This is a genomic window from Streptococcus oralis (assembly GCF_023110435.1).
Classification (GTDB): Bacteria; Bacillota; Bacilli; order Lactobacillales; family Streptococcaceae; genus Streptococcus; species Streptococcus oralis_CF.
This window is the reverse complement of the sequence record NZ_JALDWB010000003.1, coordinates 1-24,515: the sequence shown is the minus strand read 5'-3', so window position 1 is coordinate 24,515 and position 24,515 is coordinate 1. Positions and strand designations below refer to the sequence as shown.

Below are 24,515 nucleotides of genomic sequence, written 5' to 3'. Positions count from 1 at the left end.
TTCCTTGCGATTTAGATGGAAAGGTTTTATCATACTTATAGTAGATAAAACTATACTGATCCGTAGTCACATATTAAAAAGTGAGATGACATCTCACTTGGCATCTCACTCTTTTTATTCTTAAAATCCATTATTGTCGCTGAGCTCTTTGAACCAGTGGCCTGATTTCTTCAGGCGGCGTTCTTGCGTTTCCAAGTCAAGCTCAACCAAACCATAGCGGTTTTTATAGCTATTGAGCCATGACCAGCAGTCAATAAAGGTCCAGATTAAGTAACCTTTACAGTTAGCACCATCTTCGATGGCACGATGGAGTTCACACAAATGCCCTTTAACAAAGTCGATACGATAGTCGTCTTGAATCATGCCATTCTCACGGAATTTATCTTCACCTTCAACACCCATGCCATTCTCTGTCAACATCCACTCGATATTACCATAATTTTCTTTGATATTTTGGGCAATATCATAAATCCCTTGCTCGTAGATTTCCCAACCACGATGGGGATTGATTTTACGGCCTGGCATGACGTAAGGTTCGTAGAAATGTTCAGGCAGGAGCGGGCTATCAGGATGTTTAGCAAAACGCGGGGCCATAACACGCAAAGGCTGGTAGTAGTTGACTCCGAGGAAATCAACTGTGTTCTCGCGAATGAGCTCCAACTCCTCAGCTGTAGAATCTGGCAGTAAATCATGCTCAGACAAAATTTCCACCAATTCCTCTGGATAAGTCCCCAAGACAGATGGATCTAGGAAAGATTGAGCTTGAAAGAGATCGGCAATGCGAGCAGCCTTGACATCTGCGGGATGCTGACTACGTGGGTAGGCTGGTGTCAAATTAAGGACAATCCCAATCTTAGAACCAGGCAAAATCTCGTGACAAGCCTTCACCGCAAGACTACTAGCCAGTTGTGTATGATAGGCTACCTTAACAGCCGCTTGGGCATCTACCTTATGAGGATAATGGGCATCATAGAAATAGCCGAACTCTACAGGGACGATGGGCTCGTTAAAAGTAATCCATTGATCCACCAAATCTCCATAGGTCTCAAAACAGAAACGAGCATAGTCTTCGTAGGCCTTGATAGTGGCCTTATTTTCCCAACCATCTCCGTCTTCTTGAAGGGCAAAAGGCAGGTCAAAGTGATAGAGATTGACTAAGAGACGAATCCCCTTGGCCTTAATGGCTTCAAAGACCTGACGGTAGAAAACCACCCCTTGCGGATTGACCACTCCACGGCCTTGCGGAAAAAGTCGAGACCACTGGATAGAAGTGCGGAAGGCTGTATGTCCAGTCTCTACCAAAAGCTCAATATCCTTTTCCCAGTTTTCGTAAAAGGTCGATGTTTTGTCAGGTCCAAGCCCATTGTAGTAGCGATTGGGTTCCACCTGATACCAATAATCCCAGAGATTATCTCCTTTACCATCACCAAGCACTCGTCCTTCTGTCTGTGGTCCAGAAGTGGAGGAACCCCAAACAAAATCCTTTGGAAATTTTAGCATTGTTATACCTCTTAACTTGATTATGTCTTTATTCACTCCCATTATATAGAAAAAACAAGGTAAAAACTAGTTACATTTTTGCCTTGTTTTTCTTCTGATTATAGTTTTTATTTCTTGCTTAGGATTTCAAGGGTTTCGAGCAAGTTGTCTGCATGAACTTCGATGGTGTCACCAGTCGCCTTAATCTTAACTTCTACGATGCCATCGGCTGCTTTTTTCCCAACAGTAATACGGATTGGCAACCCAATCAAGTCGCTATCGCTGAATTTAACACCGACACGTTCGTTACGGTCGTCTGTCAAGACTTCGTAACCAGCTCCCATCAAGCTTGCTTCAAGTTTCTCTGTCAAGGCTTGCGCTTCTTCGTCTTTGACATTGACAGTAATCAAGTGCACATCAAATGGTGCCAATTCTTTAGGGAAGTTAACTCCCCAAGCGTAACGGTATTCACCTTTTGGCGTTTTGTTAACAAAGAGGCGAGCGTGTTGCTCCATAACAGCTGAGAGAAGACGGCTAACACCGATACCGTAACAACCCATGATGATTGGCACAGCACGACCATTTTCATCCAAAACATCTGCGCCCATACTTGCTGAATAACGAGTTCCGAGTTTGAAAATATGACCGATCTCGATACCACGCGCGAAGTTAAGAACACCTTGTCCGTCTGGGGAAATTTCACCCTCACGAACTTCGCGAATATCTACGTATTCTGCAGTAAAGTCACGACCTGGGTTCACACCCGTCAAGTGGTAGCCATCTTCGTTAGCCCCCACAACAGCATTGCGAACATCTTGTACCTTACGGTCTGCAATGATTTTCACATTTTCTGGCAAACCAACTGGACCAAGCGAACCAAAGCCAGCTGGAATAACATTTGCTACTTCTTCTTCGCTAGCCACATCAAAGAAATCTGCTCCCAAGTGGTTTTTCAACTTGACTTCATTGAGTTGGTCATTTCCAACTAGAAGAGCTGCAACAAGCTCCCCATCTGCCATATAAAAGAGGGTTTTAATCGTTTGCTCTTCTGACACGTTAAGGAAGGCTGCCACTTCATCGATGGATTTAACACCTGGAGTTTCGACGCGAGTCACTTCTTCTTCAGCGACAACACGATTGCTTGGTTTGTACTCGTTTGTTGCCATTTCTAAGTTAGCTGCATAGCTAGACTCACTTGAGTAGGCAATGGTGTCTTCACCAGAAACCATCCATTTGAGCAATTCTGCCTTGATTTCTTCTTGCACTTCTGCAGGAATTTCATCAAATGAGGCAACTGACTTGTCTAAGACAACCCAGCGATCGAGGTCTGTACGGGCTGGTGTAATGGCCATAAATTCTTGGCTATCCTTACCACCCATGGCGCCACCATCACCGATGATGGCCTTGAAGTCCAAGCCACTACGAGTGAAAATACGTTCATAGGCCGCCTTGTACTCGTCATAAGTCACATCCAAACTATCGTAATTAGCATGGAAACTATAGCCGTCTTTCATGATAAATTCACGCGTACGGAGAAGTCCGTTACGTGGACGTTTTTCATCACGGTATTTCGGTTGGATTTGGTAAAGGTTGAGTGGCAATTGCTTGTAGGACTTGACAGAGTCACGAACAATAGCTGTAAAAGTTTCTTCGTGTGTCGGACCTAGGATAAAGTCTGACTTTTCACGATTTTTCAGTTTATAAAGGTCTTCACCATAGGTTTCATAACGGCCTGATTCACGCCAAAGATCAGCACTGAGAAGGGCAGGAGCCAACATCTCCACCGCACCAATCTTATCAAACTCTTGGCGCATGATATTCTTAGCCTTTTCAATCACACGGTTAGCAAGTGGTAGGTAAGAATAAACACCTGCAGAAACTTGACGAACATAACCAGCACGCAACATAAGGGCATGACTGATAACTTGAGCATCGCTTGGCATTTCGCGAAGCGTTGGGATTAGCATTTTACTTTGTTTCATAATATTCCTCGATTATCTAAAAGAAGAGTCGCATAATGTCATTCCAGGTCACAGCTAGCATCAAGACAACCATGATGACTACACCAGCCATGGTGACATAGGTTTCAATTTCTTGTTTAAGGGGTTTCCGGCGGATAGCCTCTAGGATATTGAGCACAATCTTTCCACCATCCAAAGCCGGGATAGGAATCAAGTTAAAAATCCCGATATTAATGGAAATCATAGCTAGGAAGTAGAGGACATTCTCAAGACCATTTTTAGCAGCATCGCTACTTGCCTTAAAAATGGCAACGGGACCACCGAGTTTGTTCAAATCTGGATGGAAAATCAAGTTTTTCAGAGCCGAAAGGATACGGAGCCCTGAGTCAGCAGCAGTTGTAAATCCACCAACAAACATGGATAGGAGGTCTGACTTGACTCCCGGTTGAACACCTAGAAGGTAACGTCCTTGATTTTCTTCTGGCGTTACAGTGACTTGTTTTTCGCTACCATTTTCAGAAATGGTCACATCTAAGGTCGGGGCGGTCTTGTCCTTGGTATCTGCTTCTACAGCCTGAATCAAGTCTTGCCAATTCTTAACTTCGTGAGAGCCGACCTTGGTGATTTGGGCGGTTTCAGCTACACCCACCTTAGCCAAAGCTCCCTCTGGCATGACATGAAAGAGATTGGTCTGAGTGTCTCCAACACCACCCTGCAAAAAGATCAAGATCCAAAAAACAACAACACCTAAGATAAAGTTGTTCATAGGACCTGCAAAGTTGGTGATGAGCTTGCCCCAGATAGAAGCATTTTGATACTGTACATCCAGAGGAGCGATGCGTACTTCGGTACCATCTGCCTCAACAACCGTTGCATCATGATCCACAGCAAAGGTCTTTTCTTCTTCCAAGACCAAGCCTTTAATGAAGAGCTTATCTTCGAAATCAAACTGGGTTACCTGCATAGGGAGAGCTGTTTGATCCAGTTTCTTCCCAGATAGATTGATCCGTTTGACCTTACCATCCTCTGCAAGTGTTAAACTGACTGGGGTTCCTGTCTTGATTTCCGTCGCATCATCCCCCCAACCAGCCATACGAACATACCCTCCTAAAGGAAGGATCCGAATGGTATAAGCAGTGCCATCCTTACCAATATGGGCAAAAATCTTGGGGCCCATACCAATAGCAAATTCACGAACTAAAATGCCTGATTTCTTGGCAAAATAAAAATGTCCAAACTCATGCACCACCACGATAATCCCAAAAACCAGGATAAAGGTTAGCAATCCAATCATTCAATATTCCTTTCTTTAGAAGAGGCCAAACAAGTGCATGATAGGAAAGACAACTAGCATACTATCAAAACGATCCAACACACCACCATGTCCCGGGATAAATTTCCCTGAATCCTTGACACCGAAATGGCGTTTCATAGCACTCTCAATCAAATCACCAAACTGACCTGCCACACTGAAGAAGACGGCAAAGAGGCTCATTCTATAAATCCCATACGGGAGCGCAACTGTGCTATCTACTAGCATAAAGATTGCTGTTATCAGTACTGCACCTAGAATGCCCCCGATAAAGCCCTCAATGCTCTTATTGGGAGAAACTCTTGGTGCCAACTTATGCTTGCCAAAATTCATCCCTATCAGGTAAGCCGCACTATCTGTCGCCCAAACGATAAAGAGGGCCAGAAGCACCTTGTCAAAACCTGCCACCCGAGCATCTAGTAAGGCATTAAAACCAAAACCAACATAAAAGCTCACAGCAATTGGAAAGGCAGCATCTTCAATCGTATAGTTTTTACTGAAAACGGTCGTCCCTAGCATGATCGTAATTAAAACGCTGTAAGCAACCACATTCCCATCAACTGGCAAAAAAGTTAGATAATTTTCTAAGGGGATTGTGAGGGCAAATGTCGCAAAGAGGGTCAAGGCGCCCTCGATGGTCATGGTCTTTAGCCCCTTCATCTGCAAGAGTTCATGGACAGCCAGCATGGCTAACAAACCAATCCCTATCTGCAACAAGAGTCCTCCCACAAATAAGACTGGAAGGAAAATAGCCAGGGCCAATACCGCAAACAATGTTCTCTTTTGTAAATCTTGGGTCATATCTTCTCCTAAACTCCTCCAAAACGGCGATTGCGACGATTATAGGCCGTAATAGCCTCCTTCAAGGATGCTTCATCAAAATCAGGCCACAAGGTGTCCGTAAAGTAAAGCTCGCTATAGGCTGCTTGCCATGGCAAGAAATTACTCAAACGCAACTCACCACTCGTACGGATAATCAAATCAGGATCTCGCAAATCCTTTGGCAGGCGTTGTGTGAAAAGATAATCCCCTATCACATCTTCTGTAATATCACCAGGATTGATTTTGGCATCTAGAACTTCCTGAGCCAAGCTCTTAAAAGCCTGCGTAATTTCAGCACGACCACCATAGTTAAGCGCAAAATTGAGAATCAAGCCTGTATTGTTCTTGGTCAATTCCTCTGCTTTTTTCAAAGCTTCAAAAGTCGGCTTAGGTAGGCGATCTGTCTCCCCAATCATCTGAATCTTAACGTTATTTGCATGTAATTCCGGGACGTAGTTGTCATAAAACTCGACTGGTAAGTTCATGATAAACTTAACTTCTTGATCTGGGCGCGTCCAGTTTTCCGTTGAAAAGGCATAAACCGTGATGACCTTGACTCCCATCTTGTTAGCTGCCTTGGTCACCTTTTGGAGGGCTTCCATCCCTGCCTTATGACCAAAAACCCGTGGTTGCATCCGTTTTTTAGCCCAGCGGCCATTCCCATCCATGATGATGCCAATGTGAGCAGGAACCTGTGTTGGAACCTCAACTTCTACAGCTTTATCTTTCTTAAAAAATCCAAACATGATCTTATTCCTATTCAAAAATCTATCGTTTCATTATACCATATTTCCCTCTATTCTTCTATTGCTAAGTTACTGCCCCTGCTTACAGATAGACAAAAATAAGCCGCCTGATTAGGCGACTTTATTTTATAGGGAGATTATTATGAAAAAGTTTTAGGAGTTTAAGTTAAGTTTCTCTTAACTTATGAGCTTAGTATACACCTCCTAGCTTAAATTTTTCTTAAGTTTTTTTGAGAAATGAAAAATCTAAAATAAGATTACCCACTTGAGTGTACGAAAAGTACCTCAAATCATCTCAAATAGCCAATCTAAGTCTAAAACCTAGCTTTTTCTGAAAGTCATTTCAAGCTGACACCTTTTTCCATAGTTTATAGATTGAAACTTTGCCTCATAAGTTACTTTCATAATACACTTATCTATCAAATCATATATTCTACACTATAGGTGGCATCTGATAAGATACGAGCTAGAAACTGCTTGGTACGTTCTTCTTGTGGACGACTAAAGAAATCGTGTGGATTATTCTCCTCTACGATACGGCCTCCATCCATGAAAATAACGTGGTTGGCGACATCTCTAGCAAATCCCATCTCATGTGTGACGACCACCATGGTCACACCTTCTCCCGCCAACTGTTTCAGAACATCCAAAACATCTCCAACCAACTCAGGGTCTAGTGCAGATGTTGGTTCATCTAGCAAAATCACCTCGGGCTTTACGGCAATAGCACGCGCAATCCCTATTCGTTGTTGTTGCCCCCCAGATAGCTGGGAAGGGTAGTAGTCTTTATAGGCCAGTAAACCAACTTTTTCCAAGGCAGATTCTGCACGTTTGAGTGCTTCTTCCTTGGGAACTTTACGAGCCACGATTAGGCCTTCTAGAATATTTTCCAGAGCAGTTTTGTTTGCAAAGAGATTGTAGTGTTGGAAAACAAAGGCTGTTTTTTGGCGAATTTCTAGAATGTCTTTCTTGCTTAATTTGGCTAAGTCATAGGTCTTTCCTGCCAAGATCAAACGGCCACTGTCAGCTTTTTCTAAGTGGTTGAGACAACGGAGAAAGGTCGTTTTCCCCGAACCTGATGGTCCTAAGATAACGACTACATCCCCTTGATTGATCTGGAGATTGACATCCTCCAGTACCTGCCTCTCACCAAATGTTTTTGCGATATGTTCTACTTGTAACATCCTGTCCTCCTATACAAAACGCGCGCTAGATGCTTTTGCTCTCTTTTCTTTTTTCACATAGCCTTTCTCCAGTAGGGAGAAGCCCCACTGAATCAAACCACAAATCAAAATATACTGCAAAAAGATCACAAAATAAGACTCAAAATACTGGTAACCGTAGGACGCTTCCACACGGGCAATAGCGGTGATATCCTTGATGGTCATGACAAAAACCAGGGAGGTCCCTTTTACGATATTGATCACCAGATTTGCCAAGTTAGGCAAGGCTGAGCGCAAGGCTTGAGGAAAAACAATTCTTAGATAGGCCTGGGGCGTAGTTAGCCCAATCGCATGCGCCGCCTCTAGTTGGCCCTTGTCCACCGTCAAGATAGCTGAACGCAAAATCTCCGATAAACTCCCGACTGTCATCAAACTATAAATGATAAAGGCATAATAGAGAGGATCAAGTTTGAAAATATCAAAGTCGCTTCCTATGCTTTTGAAAAATTGATTCAGCAAACTTGGAAACAAACTATAAAAGAAGAGAATCAATAAAATCGGTGGAGTCGCTCGGATAAAAGCCAGATAGACTAGAGAAAAACTCCTCACCCCTCGAACCTTGTAAATCTGCCCCAAGGCTAAAAATAGAGCCGGTAAAAAGCTTAAGACCATAGCCACAATCATGATAATCAAGGTGATTGGCACACCCTTCAAGGTCTCCAGAAAGGTCTTTACAATATAGTCTATATCCATTTCTTACCTCCCTTTTGTTTCCAAAGACTTCTCAAGCAAACGACTCAAGCTAGAAATAACCAGGGCAATCCCCCAATAAAGAAGCGCGACTGCCGTATAGGTTTCCAGAGAGTAGTTCCCTAAATTGCGACTGATCAAGAGATTCCCCGCCCCCATAACATCAACGAAACCAATCGTATAAGCCAAAGCAGCATCCCGCATGAGATTGAGAATAGCAGTCGTTATATTGGGAAGAGCAACTTGAAAAGCTTGGGGGAAAATGATTCTCCAAAAAGTCTGACTTGGAGTCAAACCAATACTAAGCCCGGCCTCTGTCTGCCCCTTTGGAATAGCTTGATAGGCCGCCTTGAAAACCTCGGCAACAATAGCCGCAAACAAGAGAATCATCGTCAAGAGAACAAAAATAGTTTTAGACCAGTTGTTGATATCCAAACCAAGCCACCATTTCAGAAATTCTGGCAAGCCATAAAAGACTAGAAAAAGCAAGACAATCGGTGGTGTACAACGAAGGGTAAAGATATAGCCTTTGGAAATCGCTGCAAAACTCTTGTCTTCTCCTACTTGTGCCCAGGCCAAGAGACCTCCAAAAAGGGAACCAAGAAGAGTGGTAAAAAAGAGAATGGACAAGGTCATAGGAAGCGCCTGCCATAAGGTCGGCAAAAACTGAAAGACCTTGGAAAAATCATAAGAAACCATGCAAAACCCTTTCTAGTCTTGGAATTTCTGGTCTAGTCTTTGTCTACGTAACTAAAGACATCTTCTTTAAAGTATTGCTGAGATAGCTTAGCAAGCGTGCCATCTTCTTTCAATTCTTTGATTGCTTTTTCGTATTCCTTAGCGAATTTCTCACCCTTTTCATCACGGTGAATCAAGGGATAAGTTGGAATACCTTTATATGGGAACCAGCTGAGTTTATCCGCATATTGGTGGTAAGGGCCATCTTCTGCGGTAACTGCTTTTTCAAAGGATAGTTTGATATCAAAGAAGGCGTCATAACGTCCTTCTAAGACCCAGGCATAGGCATCTGCCACTTTAAAGGATTCAGCTGCTGTTAGCTCAATCGGTGCATCCTGATGTTTTTCATTGTAGCTGGTGATGACATTCCATTGAGCATTCTGTGGAGAGATGGGAACCAATTTCCCTTTATTCTTAGCAAAGTCATCAATGGTTTTGTATTTCTGTTCATCTTCTTTTCTAACAGTAAATCCGATGATGCTCGCTCCGACTGGTTCAGATGGAATGACAAACTTTTTAGCTCGTTCATCTGTGTACCAAGCTCCCTTGGTTCCGATGTCATACTTACCTGATTCCAGACCAATCAAGAGGTCATCATCACTGGTACCCGTATATTCAAATTGATAGTTTGCCAACTTCTCATCAACAGCCTTCAAAACAGCTACTTCATAACCATCTGATTCCCCTTTTTCATTAACAAAGTCATAAGGTACGTAGTTTTGTGTATGGGCAACCTTCAAGGTTATGACCCCACCAGATGAAGCTGTTTCTCCCTCTTTGGCTGGAGCGCCAGCTAAACTTCTCCCGATAATCGTTGCCCCAATTACTGCAACAACTGCTACACCACCGATAATCCATGCTTTTTTACTCATCTTTTTCTCCTTTAGTTTTCAAACGCTTCTCTCACCCACTGGATACGTTCAACTGCGATATCACTTGGAATGGTACAATCTGCCCCAAGTACCAAGCCCTGTTCCCCAGCTTCTGCAACTAGTTTCTTTGCCTCAGCCTGAATGGCGTCCTTGCTACCAGTATACAGCAAGCCCGTCTTGCCATTTTCGAATCCTCCAAGAACCGTACGTCCTTTGAAAACCTCACGACCTTCCTTGAGAGTGATTCCTTCTGGTCCTACAGCCCAGTTAAAGACTTGGGCTGGATAGTCTGCAAAAAGATGAATATCATTTCGCGCCCCCTCGTAGCCACAGATATGAAGAACAGTGACACCACCAACAGCACTAGCTGCTTCTAGAATAGTTATCTCGCTAGGTGCAATGACGGCTTGATAATCTGCTGCCGACACTCGTTGATCTTGGATACTTTGCACGCTGAGGTAGATTCCGTCAGCACCAGCCTCTTCGATGACAGCTCGGCTGAGATTAGCAATATCCTCTGCAATCACATCCAACACCCTCTTCAGAGCTTCAGGATCTTCCACTAGAAAGTCCGCAATAAGGTCATCCCCGCCAGACACTTCCCCAAGCAACCACTTGAGATAGGTCACAGGAGCAAAAATATTGTAAATCGCAACGATATCTTCTGTAAACTCTTGCTTGATTTTCTTAACCAAGTCAACCTGCTCTTTTATCCAAGCGTGATCTGGTCCGAGTGGTTGAATGGTCGCCAATTCTTGAAGAGATTTTCCTTTGGCAATCACTGGATTTGGATAAGCAAAGTACCCATCACTCATGAGCTTGATAAAGTCCGGCTGAACTTCTCGAATAAAGCGCTTATGGCCTTGAATATTCTTCTCGATAATGGCTGGATTTGAGAAACCGTGTAGCCATTCGTCTTCTGATGTGAAATGGTGCCAAAAGCCTACTGGCACACGATCAACTTTCTCACCTCTAAATGCTTGTAAAACCCATTCTTTTTTTTCTGACATTCTTATTCTCCATTTCTTACTTTTTCAACTAATAAACTGCTTGCGATATCATTCGAGCGTAGAAAGGGGAGACTGGACTTGGAAAAATCCTGAACTCCACGACATCTCTCTCCATTTTTGCAATGCCCATTTTTTACGACGCTTATGGCGACCAAGGCTAGCAAACCGACAACGACAATAAAGATGCCCCATCTTTTACTTTTCATAGCTCCTCCTTTTTAGAGAACCGCTGCCTGTCGAATCCAGTCCAACCTCTCTAAGTCAAAGTCATCCGGAACAGTACAGTCAGCTCCCAGAAGAACTCCTTTACTACCAGCTTCAGCCAGCAACCGCCTTGTTTCATTTTGCAATTCCTCCCTGGAACCTTGATAAAGCAAGCTTTTTTTGCCATTTTCAAATCCACCTAAAACGGCCTTACCTGGAAACAACTCTTGACCCTGTGTCAAACTAACATCCTCATGATGAGTCGCCCAGTTGACCACTTGAGCTGTATAGTCCTTAAATATCGTCACATCATTGCTCGCACCTTCAAAACCACAGATATGGAGGATATTGGTCCCACCAACCTGATTGGCCGCCTCCAAAATCGCTATATTGCTCGGTTCGATATAGGTTTGGTAGAGTGCTGGTGTGATGCGCTCATCTTGAATTTCCTGGGTGCTGAGGTAAATCCCGTCGACACCGCCTTCCTGGATGATTTTCCGAGTTAGGATAGCAATATCTCCTGCAATCACATCTAGAATCGCTCTGAATTGCTCAGGATTTTCTAGCAATAGATCAGCCACTTCCTTATCTCCTCGAGAAGTTTCTGTACGGAACCAGCGCTTGAGGTAGGAGATAGGCGAAAAGATATTGTAGAAAGAAGCAATCTCTTCGGTAAAGGTCTCTCGAATCGCTTGTACCACTTCCACCTGTTGCTGAATCCATGGGTGATCCTCACTAATCGACTCAATAGAAGTCAGCTCCTGAATGCTTGCAATCTTAGGATTATAGACATTACTTGGATAAAGGAAAAAACCGTCACTCATAATTTTGACAAAATCAGGACGAATCCTTTCCACATAGTTGCGATGTCCATCAACACTTTTTTGAAAGATACGTGGATTATTTAATCCCTGCCCCTTTTCTTCGAGTGTTACAAAATGAAACCAAAATCCCACAGGAACTCTTTCCACTTCATCGCCTCGAATCGCTCTAAAGACTAAATCTCTTTTACTTGCCATACCTCTCTCCTTCCATTTGGATTGAAACCATCTTACCACTCCTTTTCCCCTTTTCCCAATATATATTGACTATCAACTCGATTGGAAATTTTTATATCTATAAAGAAAAAAATCCCTGAAAAGCTTGATATTACTAGCCTTTCAGAGATTTTTTCCTATTTATTACTTTTTTAAAATGGTTGTTATATAGATTTTTTATCAACTTGATTAGGATTTTTTATTAAGCCTCTTTCATGGCAAAATATGCCCGGACTTTGGGTGCCACTTGTGTGCCGAAGAGTTCAATAGCTCTCAGAACCTGGTCATGAGGCATGGAACCAAGCGGTAGATAAAGCATGAAACGCTCCAAACCTTTGCTAAGCTTGGGTCAGTTTCTTGAAATAACGCGGATTCTCACCCAGTAGGCAAGGTAGCACTAAACAGTTTTATTTGCAATACATTCGCTCATTAGAAAAAGCCTAGATCAACTAGACTTTTTTAGCTTATTCTACCTGTAGTTTATTATCTTTCAAAGTCAATTTCGAGTTTTCTGTCAATTCTGTTTGTTCAAAAGTGTAAATCGTCTCGCCCTTTGTATCAATCATGTACCAGGCTTGATCTTTGCGGACAACCAGTGCAAGCTCCGTGCTATTTTCGTTCTCGTTTTTGATCGACAATGGAAAGGCCTTGTCCACACCTTCCAGAGCTACTTTCTCACCTGTTTTTAATTCTACTAGGTAGTACACGCCATCCTTTGTACCAAAACTGTAGTCCCCATTAATCGGTGTGTGGCTATCATAGTTTTTCATTAGAATGGAAGTTTTATCTACACCATCAAATGCCTTTTTAAATTGTTCTCTCTGCTCTTCAGCTTTCTTTTGATCTTGAGACTGAACCGTCTCTTGCACAGCAGCAATCCGTTCCATGTTTTGCTTTTTCGCTTGTCTCGCCTGATGGATCAAGACCGTTCGTATCAAGAAAGAACTAGACAAGACGATACCAATCAGCATAGCAATAATATTTTTTTCTTTTTCATTTTCTTCTCCTTATAAAAAACTGCCTTCGGAATACAAGGATTCCTATCTCAAGTATAACAAGGAAGAGCAAAAAAGTCTAGGAGGACTAGACTCTTTTAGCTTATTCTACTGTTACTGACTTGGCAAGGTTACGAGGTTTGTCCACATCGAGACCACGGTGAAGTGTTGCAAAGTAAGCAACCAATTGCGTTGGTACGACCATTGAGATTGGTGAGAGGTAAGGGTGGACGGTCGTAAGGACGATGTCGTCTGTCTCTTTAGCAACATTTTCTTCTGCAATAGTGAGAACCTTGGCACCACGGGCTGCGACCTCTTGGATATTTCCACGAGTATGGTTGGCAAGGACTGGATCTGACAGGAGGGCCAAGACAGGAGTTCCCTCTTCAATCAAGGCAATGGTTCCATGCTTGAGTTCTCCTGCCGCAAAACCTTCACACTGGATATAAGAAATCTCTTTAAGTTTGAGACTTGCTTCCATGGCTACGTAGTAATCTTGACCACGTCCGATATAAAAGGCGTTACGAGTTGTTTCGAGAAGGTCTCGAACCTTGGCATCAATGGTTTCTTTCTCAGAAAGAGTTGATTCGATAGACTGAGCCACGATAGACAACTCACGAATCAGATCAAAGGCTTGGGCTTTGGCATTGCCGTTTGCTTCTCCGACTGCTTTTGCAAGGAAGGCAAGAGCTGCGATTTGTGCTGTATAAGCCTTGGTTGAAGCCACGGCGATTTCAGGCCCTGCATGAAGAAGCATGGTATGGTTGGCTTCACGTGAAAGAGTTGAACCTGGCACGTTTGTCACTGTCAAGCTTGGAATGCCCATTTCATTGGCCTTGACCAAAACCTGACGGCTGTCAGCTGTTTCACCAGACTGGCTGATAAAGATGAAGAGTGGTTTCTTGCTGAGAAGTGGCATGCCATAGCCCCACTCAGATGAGATTCCAAGTTCCACTGGTGTATCCGTCAATTCTTCCAGCATCTTCTTAGAAGCAAAGCCTGCATGGTAAGATGTTCCAGCTGCAAGGATGTAGATTCGGTCTGCGTCTTGAACAGCCTTGATGATAGCTGGATCCACGACAACTTGACCAGCCTCATCTGTATAGGCTTGGATGAGTTTACGCATCACCGTTGGCTGCTCGTCGATTTCCTTAAGCATGTAGTAAGGGTAAGTCCCCTTACCGATATCTGACAAGTCAAGCTCCGCAGTGTAGCTAGCACGCTCACGGCGATTGCCATCATAGTCTTGAACTTCGACGCTATCAGCCTTGACGATTACCAACTCTTGGTCATGGATTTCCATGTATTGGTTGGTCTCACGAATCATAGCCATAGCATCTGAGCAGACCATGTTATAGCCTTGTCCAAGACCAATCAAAAGTGGTGATTTATTTTTAGCTACATAGATGACATCTGGGTTTTCAGAGTCAATCAAGGCAAAGGCATAAGAACCACGGATGATGTGAAGAGCTTTTTTGAAGGCTTCAAGAACTGAGAGACCATCTTCTTCTGCAAATTTTCCAATCAAGTGAACAGCGATTTCCGTATCTGTTTGCCCCTTGAAGTGGTGACCTGCAAGGTATTCTTCCTTGATTTCAAGGTAGTTTTCAATCACTCCATTATGCACCAAGACAAAACGTCCAGTCTCAGAGCGGTGTGGGTGAGCGTTATCTTCCGTTGGTTTCCCATGAGTCGCCCAACGCGTGTGTCCGATACCAGTTGTTCCCTCAACACCAGCTGTTTTAGCAGACAATTCAGCGATACGGCCAACAGCCTTAACTAGATGATTTTCAGCACCACCTAGAACAAAAATTCCCGCAGAATCATAGCCACGGTATTCGAGCTTTTCAAGCCCTTGAATCAAAATATCAGTTGCATTTGTGTTTCCAACAACACCGACAATTCCACACATAGTATATACGACACAGACCAGCTGTGCTTCCCCCTTAAATTGGTATAGTCTGATTTTCCTTTTACAGAACCAGCAAAGACAGTATATACTTGTTTTTCTCACTTGTCAAGTATAAAAATTGGTATAGTTTTTTAAAATGCCATCAGAGTAAGATTTCACTTGAGAACTGACAAGTAGGATTCGATTACTTATAATAGAGAGAGGAGGTAGTTATCATGTGGTTTTTCTTCGCACTTTTATCTGCTGTCTTTGCAGCCTTAACTTCTATTTTAGCCAAAATTGGGATTGAGGGAGTTCCGTCCAATCTAGCAACAGCCATTCGTACGGTCATCGTCATCCTTATGGCTTGGGCCATGGTTTTCCTGACCAATAGTCAGACTGAGATTGTCAACATCAGTAGAAAAAGTTGGCTCTTTCTCATCCTGTCTGGTTTGGCAACAGGTGCCTCCTGGCTCTGCTACTACAAGGCCTTGCAGATGGGCAATGCGACTGAGGTATCTGCTGTCGATAAGTTTAGTCTCGTCATTACCCTCGTTTTAGCCTTTTTCTTTCTACAGGATGTCCTGACGTTTAAAACAATCATTGGCTGTATCCTGATTACGATTGGGACCTTGGTGATGATTTTGTAATCCTCTCCCCCTCCATATATGACTTTTCCCCCAAAAAAAGCTAGATAGTTTTGGGGGTATTTTCTTACGTCTAAATTTATAGGTACAGGGAATCAGCTTCAAGCGTCTAGCAAAAAGGAGAGAACCAAATTGGTTCCCTCCAAGATGTGGTTTTTCATCATCCCACTACACAGTTGACAAAAAACTAATTATCTCAGATAGCTAACTTCGACTTGAAATTTTGCCTTTCCAAATCTGAATGTGGTAAACCGATGACTGACTTTCGACTAATCTAAGAGCATCATGGAATCAATAAACAATTTCTTTGTGAAATAACCATTTTTAATTAAGTAAGCTGTATATTTTGCTCTTGTGACCATTTGATCATACTCTTCTGCCGTACATTCCTGAACTACACGACTAGCTTCTTCCAAACTGGACACGACAAAGCCCAAACCTTTCTCACGGATATAGTCGACATTAGAAAGATAGTCTGGTACAACCACAGGAATACCCGCAGCCAGATAAGTTGTCAACTTATAAGAAACATTTTCTTTATAGTAGTCACGCTCTTCCGCAGGATTTTCGGAATTTCCCCATACTAGGCCAAAGCCTCCTCCTTTAGACAACTCCAACAATAATTCCTGCTGAGTTCGCCACCCCTCAAGATGGACTTTGGAATAATCTACTCCCTCTGCTCTCGTAGCGTAAACGTGCAGGGGTGTACTGTGTTTCCAGTCAACAATATGTGGGAAACGAGATGGGTCCCCTGAGAAGATTAATTTTTTCTCAAATTTTGGAGTATAGAGTTCCAAACCATGGGGAAGATCCCAGAGTTTTTGAACAACGTAGTTCTTGACAGTTAATCCTTCTGAAACGAGTTTCTGGTACATTTGTTCGGATGGTACTACCACCACATCACATTTATTATACATGTCAATGTGGGCCTTCATAAGATAATAATTGCTCTCAAACATTAGTGGCTGAACATCATGGATAAACATCACCATTTTTACATGAGAAAGCTTTAACTTTTCTACCAAGTGATTGTCCCATTCAACACTATTCCATGAAGGAGATTGGAAAAAAACGACATCTCCATAAGATACCCCCGCGACAATCCCATCCATCCGCGAGTTCAGTTCTTCCCACGGTTCATGGCTTGCATCATAAAAATATATTCCCAGTTCGTTAACTCCAAAGTCTCGAACAATTTTCATGACATTGTTCTGCGCCATCAAGGCAACACTCGTTGATGCTTGCCCAAATAAATTTGTGAAATGTACTTTCATTGTTTTCTAAATCCTCGTCTCAGTAATTTCTCTAAACATTGTATCATAATTTACGACTTTTCAAAAGCGTTTACATGCCAATTTTCAAGCTCAAGTTAGTTACTTGGGATAATTTTTCAGGAGTCTTATCTTCCAAGAACAATAAGGATAGCCTTAATAGATGTTTTTCTCACTCAATCTCACAAATTCGGTATCTTTGTTAGCTATGATAGATTGAATAAATTTTTCCTATTGAGGATATAATTTTTTGTACCTTTAGATTTCCCTGTTTATCTTGTGATGACTACAAGCTCACATATAGAATTCTTATGTAATCAAGTCACTAACTTCTTTTCAAAGATTTGAGAAAGTGAGGTTTTTCCATTTTTCTTGCCAATTTTTCTTGGACAAGCGTTCTTGATAGAGCTTCATTCGATCCTTATTCTCTAAAAAATGAGGAGTTGGGGAAACCTGAAAGTTCAAAATATCCTCTAAACCATAGGGCGCGAAGAGCTCTAAAGTTGCATCAGCATGCAAGCGAACTCCTATCGCCGTACAGCGCTCGGGATACTTAGCCATCGCATCACAGGAGCTGATATAGGGCGCAGTGTGGGGACTGTGCAGATGCATATAGACCTGATTTTTCAACTCCCACTGATACTGAGGAAAATCTTCTCTCAGTTTTTTCTCTAGGGACAATGTTTCCTCATAAGAAACATCTGGATCAAAGAAAATCACATCCACATCTGTTTCACAGTCAAAAGGTGATTTGTCTGACAAGAGATTCCAGATGAAATTTCTGACAGAACCTGCTGCCAACCACGAGTCTTTCAAACCAAGATTACGAATGATGGTTAAAATGGCCATCATATCTGGATTTTCTCTAAAAACGTCTAGAATTTCTTGCTCATTTTTCATTATACTCATAGCCCAAATGCTCGTAGGCCTTAGCCGTTGCAACCCGTCCAGACCGTGTTCGCATGATAAAACCTTTCTGGATGAGGTAGGGTTCGTACATATCTTCGACTGTTTCGCGCTCCTCGGCAATATTAACAGAAAGGGTTCCTAAACCGACAGGACCACCACCGTACATCTCAATCATAGTACGAAGGATTTTTTGGTCCACATAATCTAAACCTTCATGGTCTACGTCCAGCATAGTCAAGGCCTTATCCGTAATCACATCATCAATCAAGCCGTCCCCCATAATCTGGGCAAAGTCGCGTACGCGCTTGAGGAGACGATTGGCAATACGAGGAGTCCCACGACTGCGTAAGGCCAGCTCAGTAGCTGCTTCATGAGTGATTTCCATCTCAAAAATATCGGCCGTCCGCTCAACAATTTCTGTCAAATCAGCATGGGCATAATACTCCATATGACCCGTAATCCCAAAACGTGCTCGTAGCGGATTTGAGAGCATACCAGCCCGAGTCGTCGCACCAATCAAGGTAAAAGGTGGCAAGTCCAAATGGACACTGCGACTGCCCTCTCCAGCCCCAATCATAATGTCAATGTAGAAGTCCTCCATAGCACTATAGAGCACCTCTTCCACCGACATGGGCAAGCGATGAATCTCGTCAATAAAGAGGACGTCCCCAGGCTCCAAATCATTCAAAATCGCTACCAGATCACCCGCTTTTTCAATGACAGGACCCGACGTTTGCTTGAGATTGACTCCTAGTTCATTAGCAATGACAAAGGCCATGGTCGTTTTCCCCAAACCTGGAGGCCCAAATAAGAGTACATGGTCCAGCGCTTCATCCCGCATTTTGGCAGCTTCGATAAAGATTTGGAGCTGATCCTTGACCTTATCCTGCCCAATATATTCACGTAAATACTGAGGCCGGAGCGTACGTTCTACTAACTCCTCATCCCCCATTATCTCATTATCTAAAATTCTATTCATGTTTCCATTATATCAAAAATCCAAGCCACAAACAAAAAAGCCACCTGATTGGGTGGCCTCTTTAGGGAGATTATTATGAAAAAGAAAGGATTAGGATTTCATTAAATAAAGTTAGGAGGTCTTTACTTAATGACTATATGATACACGAGGAGACTTAAAATTACCTTAACTTTTTGTATTTTTTTGCTTTTTACTCACAATTTTCTTTAACAGCTGTTTGACCTGCAATACGTCCAAAAGTAAAGATATCCGTAAGCGAATTTCCTCCTAGACGGTTACCTGCATGGAGTCCACCTGCGACTTCTCCGGCAGCATACAAACCAAGGATAATCTGACCGTTTTCATTCAAAACGTGTGTTGAAGTATCAATCTTGAGTCCACCCATTGTATGGTGAACGGCTGGTTTTCTCGGTGTTGCGTAAAATGGCGCAACCTCACACTTGAGATCAAAACTACCTTTATTAAATTCAGGATCAAAACCTGCATCTACATAGGAATTGTAATTCTTAATCGTTTCCACTAGAACTTGTGGGGCCATACCAATCTGAACCGCCAACTCTTCTATCGTATCTGCACGATAGAGAGTGCCTGCTTTGACTTGGGCATTGATTTTTTCTTGACTAGTGTTGTAGGCAGTTTCCTTGATACGTTCATCTGCGATTAGATAGAACAAGCCTCCATTATCAATCGCCGCTTGAGATAGCTTGTCTCGGCTACCGTACTCATCTACAAAGCGCTTACCTTGAGTATTTACCATAATGAAGTTTGCTGGAGGAACTTGAAGTCCTGAGAAGAGGGCACCTGTCACTGGATCCGATACTGGCATCATCTGACTAAAGCCCATACCTACCAAATCTGCACCTACACTTTGACCTAAAAGAATACCATCCCCTGTTACAGCTGGTGTATTAGATGTGGCAATATCATCTGCAATTTCAGTCCAATAGGTATTGTATTTTTGTAACATCTTGGTATTGGCACCAAATCCTCCAGAAGCTAGAACAACAGCATCTGCATTGACAATGATAGTTTGACCGTTTCGACCTTCTGCTCTGACACCCTTGACAACCTCGTTTTCTACAAGCAATTCTTTAACTGGAGAATCTGTCAAAATCTTGCCACCATTTTCTAGAACATATTTTTGTAGGACGGATATAAAGGCATACCCCATTGGTTGAACCGGCTTATGGCCACGACGCCAAAGGGCTCCAACTGGCATTGTCACTTCGCTACGAACAAATTCAACGCCGATGTCTTCCAACCACCGAACTGACTCTAGGGCTCGCTCGGTTAAAACAGATACTAAATCGTATTGGCCATGAATTTCATTTCCTTGTAAATCTTTTCGTTTCCCACCGATATAGGTTTGGATACGGTAAAGTAAGGTAGAGTCAAACAAATAGCTGGGATCCTGCAAATACTGCTCAACCTCAACTTTCAAGGCTCTAAAATCCTCTAAATATTCTGGATCAATCGTTGATTCATCTGTCGCAATCAATTCTTGAAGCGTATGTGCCTCGCCTGGATGAGCTGCGAAGGTTCCTTGCCATGCTGGATCTGGTGCATTCATTGGGCCACCCGCACGAACAGTATTTCCTCCAATTGCTGGGAATTTCTCTACCACAATCGGTTTCTTACCAGCTTGTAAGACTGCAGCAGCCGCAGCTAAACCAGCTCCTCCACCTCCGACGACGACAACGTCTGCCTGATAGGTTTTATCTTCTTTATCTAGAGCAGATGGTGCTTTTGAACGTTTCCGTAAAACATCTGGATTTGCACCAGCTTGTTTGACTGCGCGAGCAACTCCGTCCAAGACACCATTTGAAGTCACAGAAGCTCCTGACACCGCATCAACGTTTAAGGTTTGTCCCTCAATGATTTCCGCTGGGATACGGGTAAAGACGACATCTGCGATTCCTGAAGATTCTCCAGAAGAATCAATTTCAATTTTTTCAATACGGTCCTCAGAAACCGTGACATCCATCGGCAATTTACCATTATGACCTTCCGTTGTAACGTGATAAGTTCCTGGTTCAAATCGAACTTCTTCAGGAAGATTTAATTGGTTTGCAACGGATACAAATCGAAGGAAGCGATAAAAACAACTATCTAGGAAATCTACAGTTCGTTCATCAATTAAATTTCCATTATTATCAAATGCTCGATGAGCTCGACCAAGTAAAAACTCACTACCTGGCATAACTGTTGCATTTACCCCAGGAGCATCCAAAATCTGACGAAGATGAAGTTGGGCACGTGAAGAACCTTGAATATCGTAGGAAGCTCCGACAATCATTGTCGGCTTTCCGTCTAGTGGATGAATGTTAAAAGACAACCACTCGAGCAAGCTATTCAAACTTGATGGAATCGTATGATTGTGCTCGGGTGTCGAAATAATGACACCATCAGCTTCTAAAATAGCCTGGTTGAACTTCTGAATAATAGGTGTATCTGTTTGATCATCCGTTTCATTAAACATCGGTACATCTGTTATTTCTAAAATCTCAATATCCGCTTTTGAAGCAAAATGTCTTTTCATAAATTGCAACAAACTACGGTTATAAGATTGTTTGGCATTGGTACCAACAATAGCTACTAATTTCATTGACTCTACTCCTTTCATTAATTCCCTAGGCTTTCAACCATTCTTCCCAGATGAATGATTTCTTACGATTTGTATCTTCAGGTTTTACTAAAGCTTTTGTTAATTCAACAAAATTTTGAAACTCTGAAAAATGTTCTTCTAGTTCTGCAACCTTTTCAGGATTATTCAAATGACACTCATCATCTAGTACTTGCTCAGAATGACCTAGAAAGAACTCTGTACCAGGCATAACTCTCGCTTTAAGCTCCGGCGCATCTAAAATCTGACGTAAATGTGCCTGCGCTCTAGATGTTCCTAGCAAACCGAGAGAAGCACCTACAATCATAGTTGGTTTATTGATTAAGGCACGACTGGTATAAGCAATCCACTCCAAAGCAGAGGCCAAAGGTGCTGGTATCGTGTGGTCGTACTCAGGTGTTGAAATAATCACACCATCTGCGGCAAGAATTTTTTCTGAAAAAGTTTGAACTTCAGCTGGCGCTTGCTTGTCCTCAGGTTCGTTAAATGCTGGCAATTGTTTGATTTCCAATACCTCAATGTCGGCTTTATCCGAAAAGTGCTTTTGCATAAATTTCAAGAGTTTCCGATTGGTTGAGCGATCTGAATTGGTTCCAACGATAGCAACTAGTTTCATCTTGGTACCCCTTTCATTTATTTAATCTACTTTCATTATACTACTTTAGAAAATCTTGTAAATCCTTGATAATAAAGACCGTGTTATTCTATCAGATTATCGTACTTTAGTACAAGTTCGTGAAAAAATTAACAAAACATCTTCATAAACTATTGACCGGCTTCCTTAACTATGATATAGTCTTGGTGAAAAAATATACATTTAAGGAGGATGTTTTTATGAAAGAGACATTCAATCGTTGGAGGATTTTAGTCGCGTCTACAGCCATTCTTCTTTGCACAGGTGCCGTCTATTCCTTTTCTGTTTTTGCTGGACCACTTAGCAGTTCAACAGGCTGGTCCATGTCTGATATTATGTTAGCATTTGCTATCAACTCTGCAATCGGCCCTATTCCCATGATTCTAGGAGGTTATTTAGTTGACAAAGGTTATGTAAAATGGACCATCGCCCTCGGCGCTCTCCTATTTGCTAGCGGATTTTACTTGACCGGCTATGCCAATTCACCAGCCATGCTTTATTTGACCTATGGATTAATGGCTGGACTTGGTCAAGGTTTTGCCTATTCGGGTGCCCTCTCCAATTCACTTCGCCTCTTCCCTGATAAACGTGGCTTAGCTTCTGGAATTCTGACAGGCGGAATGGGATTTGCCGCAGTCATCGCTTCTCCAGTCGCAAGCAATCTCATTCAACAACAAGATGCCTTCTTTGCTTTTCGTACCATTGGGCTAGTCTATATTGTTGTTATCATCTGTGCAATTTTCTTTATCAAGGCAGCTCCAAGTGGCTACCAACCAGCAGGCTGGAAAGCTCCTATCCCAACCAAGCAAGGAGCTACTAATAAAAACTGGAAACAAATGCTACGAAGTCCTCTGTTTTACATTATCATTAGCATGTTCTTTGTCGGCGCCTTTTCTGGTTTGATGATTGCCTCTCAAGCATCACCAATCGGTCAATCAATGTTTGGACTCTCTGCAGGCACTGCAGCTCTCTATGTCTCTCTTTATTCAATAGCAAACTCTAGTGGTCGTTTTATCTGGGGATCACTTTCTGATAAAATTGGCCGTTCAAAGACCTTATTAATTATCTACTCTGTCATTGTCCTAGCTTTATTTTCCCTAACTATCGTCCCTGGTCAATTCGGGTTTACCTTAGGAATTATAGGACTTGGTATCTGCTTGGGTGGTGTTATGGGGGTCTTCCCATCTATCGTTATGGAAAATTACGGTCCTGCAAATCAAGGGGTCAACTACGGTATAGTCTTTACTGGATATTCTTTAGCAGCATTTTTCGCTCCCAAAGTCGCTGTTCAAATAGCAATGACTAATAATGGAAATTATAGTGTAGCTTTTTATGTTGCTATTGCTTTGGCCTTCATTGGACTTATGCTTACTATTTTTTATATGAAAAAGAAAGCTTAAAGCCCGAAAACTTCCTAGATAAGGAAGTTTTTTTGGTATAATAAACGTAGTAATAGTATATTGGGAGGATGTACCATGGCAGACCGTTCACGTTTCTTACGAGATAACCCATCTGACTTCCCATATGATTTTGAAAAACAAATCTTATCCAAAAAGTCTCCTGACACAATCTATCATTGTCATCCTGAACTAGAGATTATTTACGTTACAAAGGGTTCTGCCATCGTTCATATCAACTCAGAACGCTTTGAAAGTCGTGAAGGAGATATTTTTCTTATCCAACCAACCTCTCTCCATGCTATCTATTCTCACAAAGATAAAGAACTATTTTCTACCAGCTTTCGGATTCATCTAGATTATCTTGGTAGAAGTCAAATTGACAGCTTTAGCCAACGCTATATCCAACCCCTCCACTCTGGTCACTTTTGCCTCACTCCTCGAATATCATCAGTTGATAAGGCCTATAATCAAATTCAATCCTGCCTTCTTTCCCTCTTTTCTATCCTTGAAGAAAAAGGTATATACTACGATCTACTCATAAAGTCTAAACTATACGAATTGCTTCATCTTCTCTTTAAGTATAGATACGTCAATCGACACTATACAGATGATACCTACCAAAAATACCAAAAACTAAAAGAAGTGATTTGCTACCTTGAACAACACTATGCAGAACCCATTCATATCGAACAACTAGCTGCAACGTTTGGATATAGTAAAAATCACTTTATGAGTATTTTCAAGCAACATACTGGAGCCAGTTGTATGGACTACCTGCTCCAGTTACGTCTTGAAAAATCCTGTGAGAAACTCGTCCAAACCAACCTCAGCATTCAAGAAATTGCCTGTCAGGTCGGTTTCACCAACCTTTCTAACTTTAATCGTCAATTTAAGCAACACTATCACTTAACACCTAGACAGTATCGAAACCAACAACTTAAAAAGAAAACATGATTCTTCCTCCTTAGTCTTTCTCTAAGGAGTTTTTTTCAAACGATAAATTGCAAGAATAAGTGCAACATTTACTCTAACTCATCCACTAGAGCCTCATAAGCAGTTCTGTAAGCTAAAC

General features: G+C 42.3%; 22 protein-coding genes and 1 pseudogene. 3 read left to right on the top strand and 20 right to left on the bottom strand.

Going from position 1 to position 24,515, the window contains the following annotated elements:
• Positions 1-120: 120 nt before the first annotated feature.
• The 15 genes and pseudogenes from M1F97_RS05500 to glmS form a co-directional block, all read right to left on the bottom strand.
• Positions 121-1,500 carry a glycoside hydrolase family 1 protein gene (locus M1F97_RS05500; protein WP_247944456.1) on the bottom strand — a complete coding sequence of 460 codons (1,380 nt, stop codon included), beginning with the start codon at positions 1,498-1,500 and terminating at the stop codon, positions 121-123.
• A 107-nt stretch (positions 1,501-1,607) separates the two neighbouring features.
• Positions 1,608-3,461 carry a proline--tRNA ligase gene (locus tag M1F97_RS05495; protein ID WP_247944455.1) on the bottom strand — a complete coding sequence of 618 codons (1,854 nt, stop codon included), beginning with the start codon at positions 3,459-3,461 and terminating at the stop codon, positions 1,608-1,610.
• A 16-nt stretch (positions 3,462-3,477) separates the two neighbouring features.
• A complete protein-coding gene (gene rseP, locus M1F97_RS05490) occupies positions 3,478-4,734 on the bottom strand; it encodes an RIP metalloprotease RseP (protein WP_247944454.1) in 1,257 nt (418 codons plus the stop codon).
• 15 nt (positions 4,735-4,749) lie between these two features.
• Entirely contained in the window at positions 4,750-5,553 is an 804-nt protein-coding gene (locus M1F97_RS05485; protein WP_247944453.1) for a phosphatidate cytidylyltransferase, read from the bottom strand.
• Positions 5,554-5,561: 8 nt separating this feature from the next.
• Positions 5,562-6,320, bottom strand: a complete 759-nt coding sequence (locus tag M1F97_RS05480; protein ID WP_247944452.1) for an isoprenyl transferase — start codon at positions 6,318-6,320, stop codon at positions 5,562-5,564.
• Positions 6,321-6,739: 419 nt separating this feature from the next.
• On the bottom strand, positions 6,740-7,504 hold the full coding sequence (locus M1F97_RS05475; RefSeq protein ID WP_247944451.1) for an amino acid ABC transporter ATP-binding protein: 765 nt from the start codon (positions 7,502-7,504) through the stop codon (positions 6,740-6,742).
• A gap of 9 nt (positions 7,505-7,513) precedes the next feature.
• Complete coding sequence (locus M1F97_RS05470; protein ID WP_247944450.1) at positions 7,514-8,236, bottom strand: amino acid ABC transporter permease; 723 nt, start codon at positions 8,234-8,236, stop codon at positions 7,514-7,516.
• 3 nt (positions 8,237-8,239) lie between these two features.
• Positions 8,240-8,932, bottom strand: coding sequence for an amino acid ABC transporter permease (locus M1F97_RS05465; protein ID WP_000255460.1), 693 nt, complete (start codon positions 8,930-8,932; stop codon positions 8,240-8,242).
• Between the two features lie 32 nt (positions 8,933-8,964).
• Positions 8,965-9,843 (bottom strand): transporter substrate-binding domain-containing protein, encoded by an 879-nt coding sequence (locus tag M1F97_RS05460; RefSeq protein ID WP_084925501.1) that lies wholly within the window; start codon positions 9,841-9,843, stop codon positions 8,965-8,967.
• An 11-nt stretch (positions 9,844-9,854) separates the two neighbouring features.
• Positions 9,855-10,853, bottom strand: coding sequence for a uroporphyrinogen decarboxylase family protein (locus M1F97_RS05455; protein ID WP_247944449.1), 999 nt, complete (start codon positions 10,851-10,853; stop codon positions 9,855-9,857).
• Between the two features lie 2 nt (positions 10,854-10,855).
• Positions 10,856-11,059 carry a hypothetical protein gene (locus M1F97_RS05450; RefSeq protein WP_247944448.1) on the bottom strand — a complete coding sequence of 68 codons (204 nt, stop codon included), beginning with the start codon at positions 11,057-11,059 and terminating at the stop codon, positions 10,856-10,858.
• A 12-nt stretch (positions 11,060-11,071) separates the two neighbouring features.
• On the bottom strand, positions 11,072-12,076 hold the full coding sequence (locus M1F97_RS05445; RefSeq protein WP_247944447.1) for a uroporphyrinogen decarboxylase family protein: 1,005 nt from the start codon (positions 12,074-12,076) through the stop codon (positions 11,072-11,074).
• Between the two features lie 220 nt (positions 12,077-12,296).
• A pseudogene (locus tag M1F97_RS05440) lies at positions 12,297-12,428 on the bottom strand (LLM class flavin-dependent oxidoreductase); the annotation flags it as partial.
• 130 nt (positions 12,429-12,558) lie between these two features.
• Positions 12,559-13,065 (bottom strand): hypothetical protein, encoded by a 507-nt coding sequence (locus M1F97_RS05435; protein ID WP_093586040.1) that lies wholly within the window; start codon positions 13,063-13,065, stop codon positions 12,559-12,561.
• A gap of 127 nt (positions 13,066-13,192) precedes the next feature.
• A complete protein-coding gene (glmS, locus tag M1F97_RS05430; protein WP_169446719.1) occupies positions 13,193-15,001 on the bottom strand; it encodes a glutamine--fructose-6-phosphate transaminase (isomerizing) in 1,809 nt (602 codons plus the stop codon).
• 215 nt (positions 15,002-15,216) lie between these two features.
• Here glmS and M1F97_RS05425 point away from each other — a divergent pair, with 215 nt between their 5' ends.
• Positions 15,217-15,630, top strand: coding sequence for an EamA family transporter (locus M1F97_RS05425; protein WP_169446718.1), 414 nt, complete (start codon positions 15,217-15,219; stop codon positions 15,628-15,630).
• Between the two features lie 266 nt (positions 15,631-15,896).
• Here M1F97_RS05425 and M1F97_RS05420 read toward each other — a convergent pair whose 3' ends face one another.
• From M1F97_RS05420 to M1F97_RS05400, 5 genes are all read right to left on the bottom strand, one after another.
• Complete coding sequence (locus M1F97_RS05420) at positions 15,897-16,901, bottom strand: sugar transferase (RefSeq protein WP_000862850.1); 1,005 nt, start codon at positions 16,899-16,901, stop codon at positions 15,897-15,899.
• Between the two features lie 333 nt (positions 16,902-17,234).
• Positions 17,235-17,807 (bottom strand): nucleotidyltransferase family protein, encoded by a 573-nt coding sequence (locus M1F97_RS05415; protein ID WP_247944446.1) that lies wholly within the window; start codon positions 17,805-17,807, stop codon positions 17,235-17,237.
• Positions 17,788-18,786: a Holliday junction branch migration DNA helicase RuvB gene (ruvB, locus tag M1F97_RS05410; protein WP_282185500.1), complete on the bottom strand. Its 999-nt coding sequence runs from the start codon at positions 18,784-18,786 to the stop codon at positions 17,788-17,790. Before ruvB ends, M1F97_RS05415 begins: the two co-directional genes overlap by 20 nt.
• 190 nt (positions 18,787-18,976) lie before the next feature.
• Positions 18,977-21,391 (bottom strand): flavocytochrome c, encoded by a 2,415-nt coding sequence (locus M1F97_RS05405; protein WP_084925475.1) that lies wholly within the window; start codon positions 21,389-21,391, stop codon positions 18,977-18,979.
• 25 nt (positions 21,392-21,416) lie between these two features.
• Positions 21,417-22,025 (bottom strand): NADPH-dependent FMN reductase, encoded by a 609-nt coding sequence (locus tag M1F97_RS05400; protein ID WP_084925473.1) that lies wholly within the window; start codon positions 22,023-22,025, stop codon positions 21,417-21,419.
• Positions 22,026-22,243: 218 nt separating this feature from the next.
• Between M1F97_RS05400 and M1F97_RS05395 the strand changes: the two genes are divergently transcribed.
• Positions 22,244-23,443, top strand: coding sequence for an L-lactate MFS transporter (locus M1F97_RS05395; protein WP_247944445.1), 1,200 nt, complete (start codon positions 22,244-22,246; stop codon positions 23,441-23,443).
• Positions 23,444-23,518: 75 nt separating this feature from the next.
• Complete coding sequence (locus M1F97_RS05390; protein WP_169446714.1) at positions 23,519-24,397, top strand: AraC family transcriptional regulator; 879 nt, start codon at positions 23,519-23,521, stop codon at positions 24,395-24,397.
• Positions 24,398-24,515 lie beyond the last annotated feature (118 nt).

Coding starts and splice junctions, on each gene's coding strand:
- M1F97_RS05435 (WP_093586040.1), bottom strand. CDS start 13,065: ATGCTGATTGGTATCGTCTTGTCTAGTTCTTTCTTGATACGAACGGTC.
- M1F97_RS05395 (WP_247944445.1), top strand. CDS start 22,244: ATGAAAGAGACATTCAATCGTTGGAGGATTTTAGTCGCGTCTACAGCC.
- M1F97_RS05475 (WP_247944451.1), bottom strand. CDS start 7,504: ATGTTACAAGTAGAACATATCGCAAAAACATTTGGTGAGAGGCAGGTA.
- M1F97_RS05450 (WP_247944448.1), bottom strand. CDS start 11,059: ATGAAAAGTAAAAGATGGGGCATCTTTATTGTCGTTGTCGGTTTGCTA.
- M1F97_RS05460 (WP_084925501.1), bottom strand. CDS start 9,843: ATGAGTAAAAAAGCATGGATTATCGGTGGTGTAGCAGTTGTTGCAGTA.
- M1F97_RS05465 (WP_000255460.1), bottom strand. CDS start 8,932: ATGGTTTCTTATGATTTTTCCAAGGTCTTTCAGTTTTTGCCGACCTTA.
- M1F97_RS05420 (WP_000862850.1), bottom strand. CDS start 16,901: ATGAAAGTACATTTCACAAATTTATTTGGGCAAGCATCAACGAGTGTT.
- M1F97_RS05500 (WP_247944456.1), bottom strand. CDS start 1,500: ATGCTAAAATTTCCAAAGGATTTTGTTTGGGGTTCCTCCACTTCTGGA.
- M1F97_RS05415 (WP_247944446.1), bottom strand. CDS start 17,807: ATGAGTATAATGAAAAATGAGCAAGAAATTCTAGACGTTTTTAGAGAA.
- M1F97_RS05470 (WP_247944450.1), bottom strand. CDS start 8,236: ATGGATATAGACTATATTGTAAAGACCTTTCTGGAGACCTTGAAGGGT.
- rseP (WP_247944454.1), bottom strand. CDS start 4,734: ATGATTGGATTGCTAACCTTTATCCTGGTTTTTGGGATTATCGTGGTG.
- ruvB (WP_282185500.1), bottom strand. CDS start 18,786: ATGAATAGAATTTTAGATAATGAGATAATGGGGGATGAGGAGTTAGTA.
- glmS (WP_169446719.1), bottom strand. CDS start 15,001: ATGTGTGGAATTGTCGGTGTTGTTGGAAACACAAATGCAACTGATATT.
- M1F97_RS05480 (WP_247944452.1), bottom strand. CDS start 6,320: ATGTTTGGATTTTTTAAGAAAGATAAAGCTGTAGAAGTTGAGGTTCCA.
- M1F97_RS05455 (WP_247944449.1), bottom strand. CDS start 10,853: ATGTCAGAAAAAAAAGAATGGGTTTTACAAGCATTTAGAGGTGAGAAA.
- M1F97_RS05405 (WP_084925475.1), bottom strand. CDS start 21,391: ATGAAATTAGTAGCTATTGTTGGTACCAATGCCAAACAATCTTATAAC.
- M1F97_RS05425 (WP_169446718.1), top strand. CDS start 15,217: ATGTGGTTTTTCTTCGCACTTTTATCTGCTGTCTTTGCAGCCTTAACT.
- M1F97_RS05485 (WP_247944453.1), bottom strand. CDS start 5,553: ATGACCCAAGATTTACAAAAGAGAACATTGTTTGCGGTATTGGCCCTG.
- M1F97_RS05495 (WP_247944455.1), bottom strand. CDS start 3,461: ATGAAACAAAGTAAAATGCTAATCCCAACGCTTCGCGAAATGCCAAGC.
- M1F97_RS05445 (WP_247944447.1), bottom strand. CDS start 12,076: ATGGCAAGTAAAAGAGATTTAGTCTTTAGAGCGATTCGAGGCGATGAA.
- M1F97_RS05390 (WP_169446714.1), top strand. CDS start 23,519: ATGGCAGACCGTTCACGTTTCTTACGAGATAACCCATCTGACTTCCCA.
- M1F97_RS05400 (WP_084925473.1), bottom strand. CDS start 22,025: ATGAAACTAGTTGCTATCGTTGGAACCAATTCAGATCGCTCAACCAAT.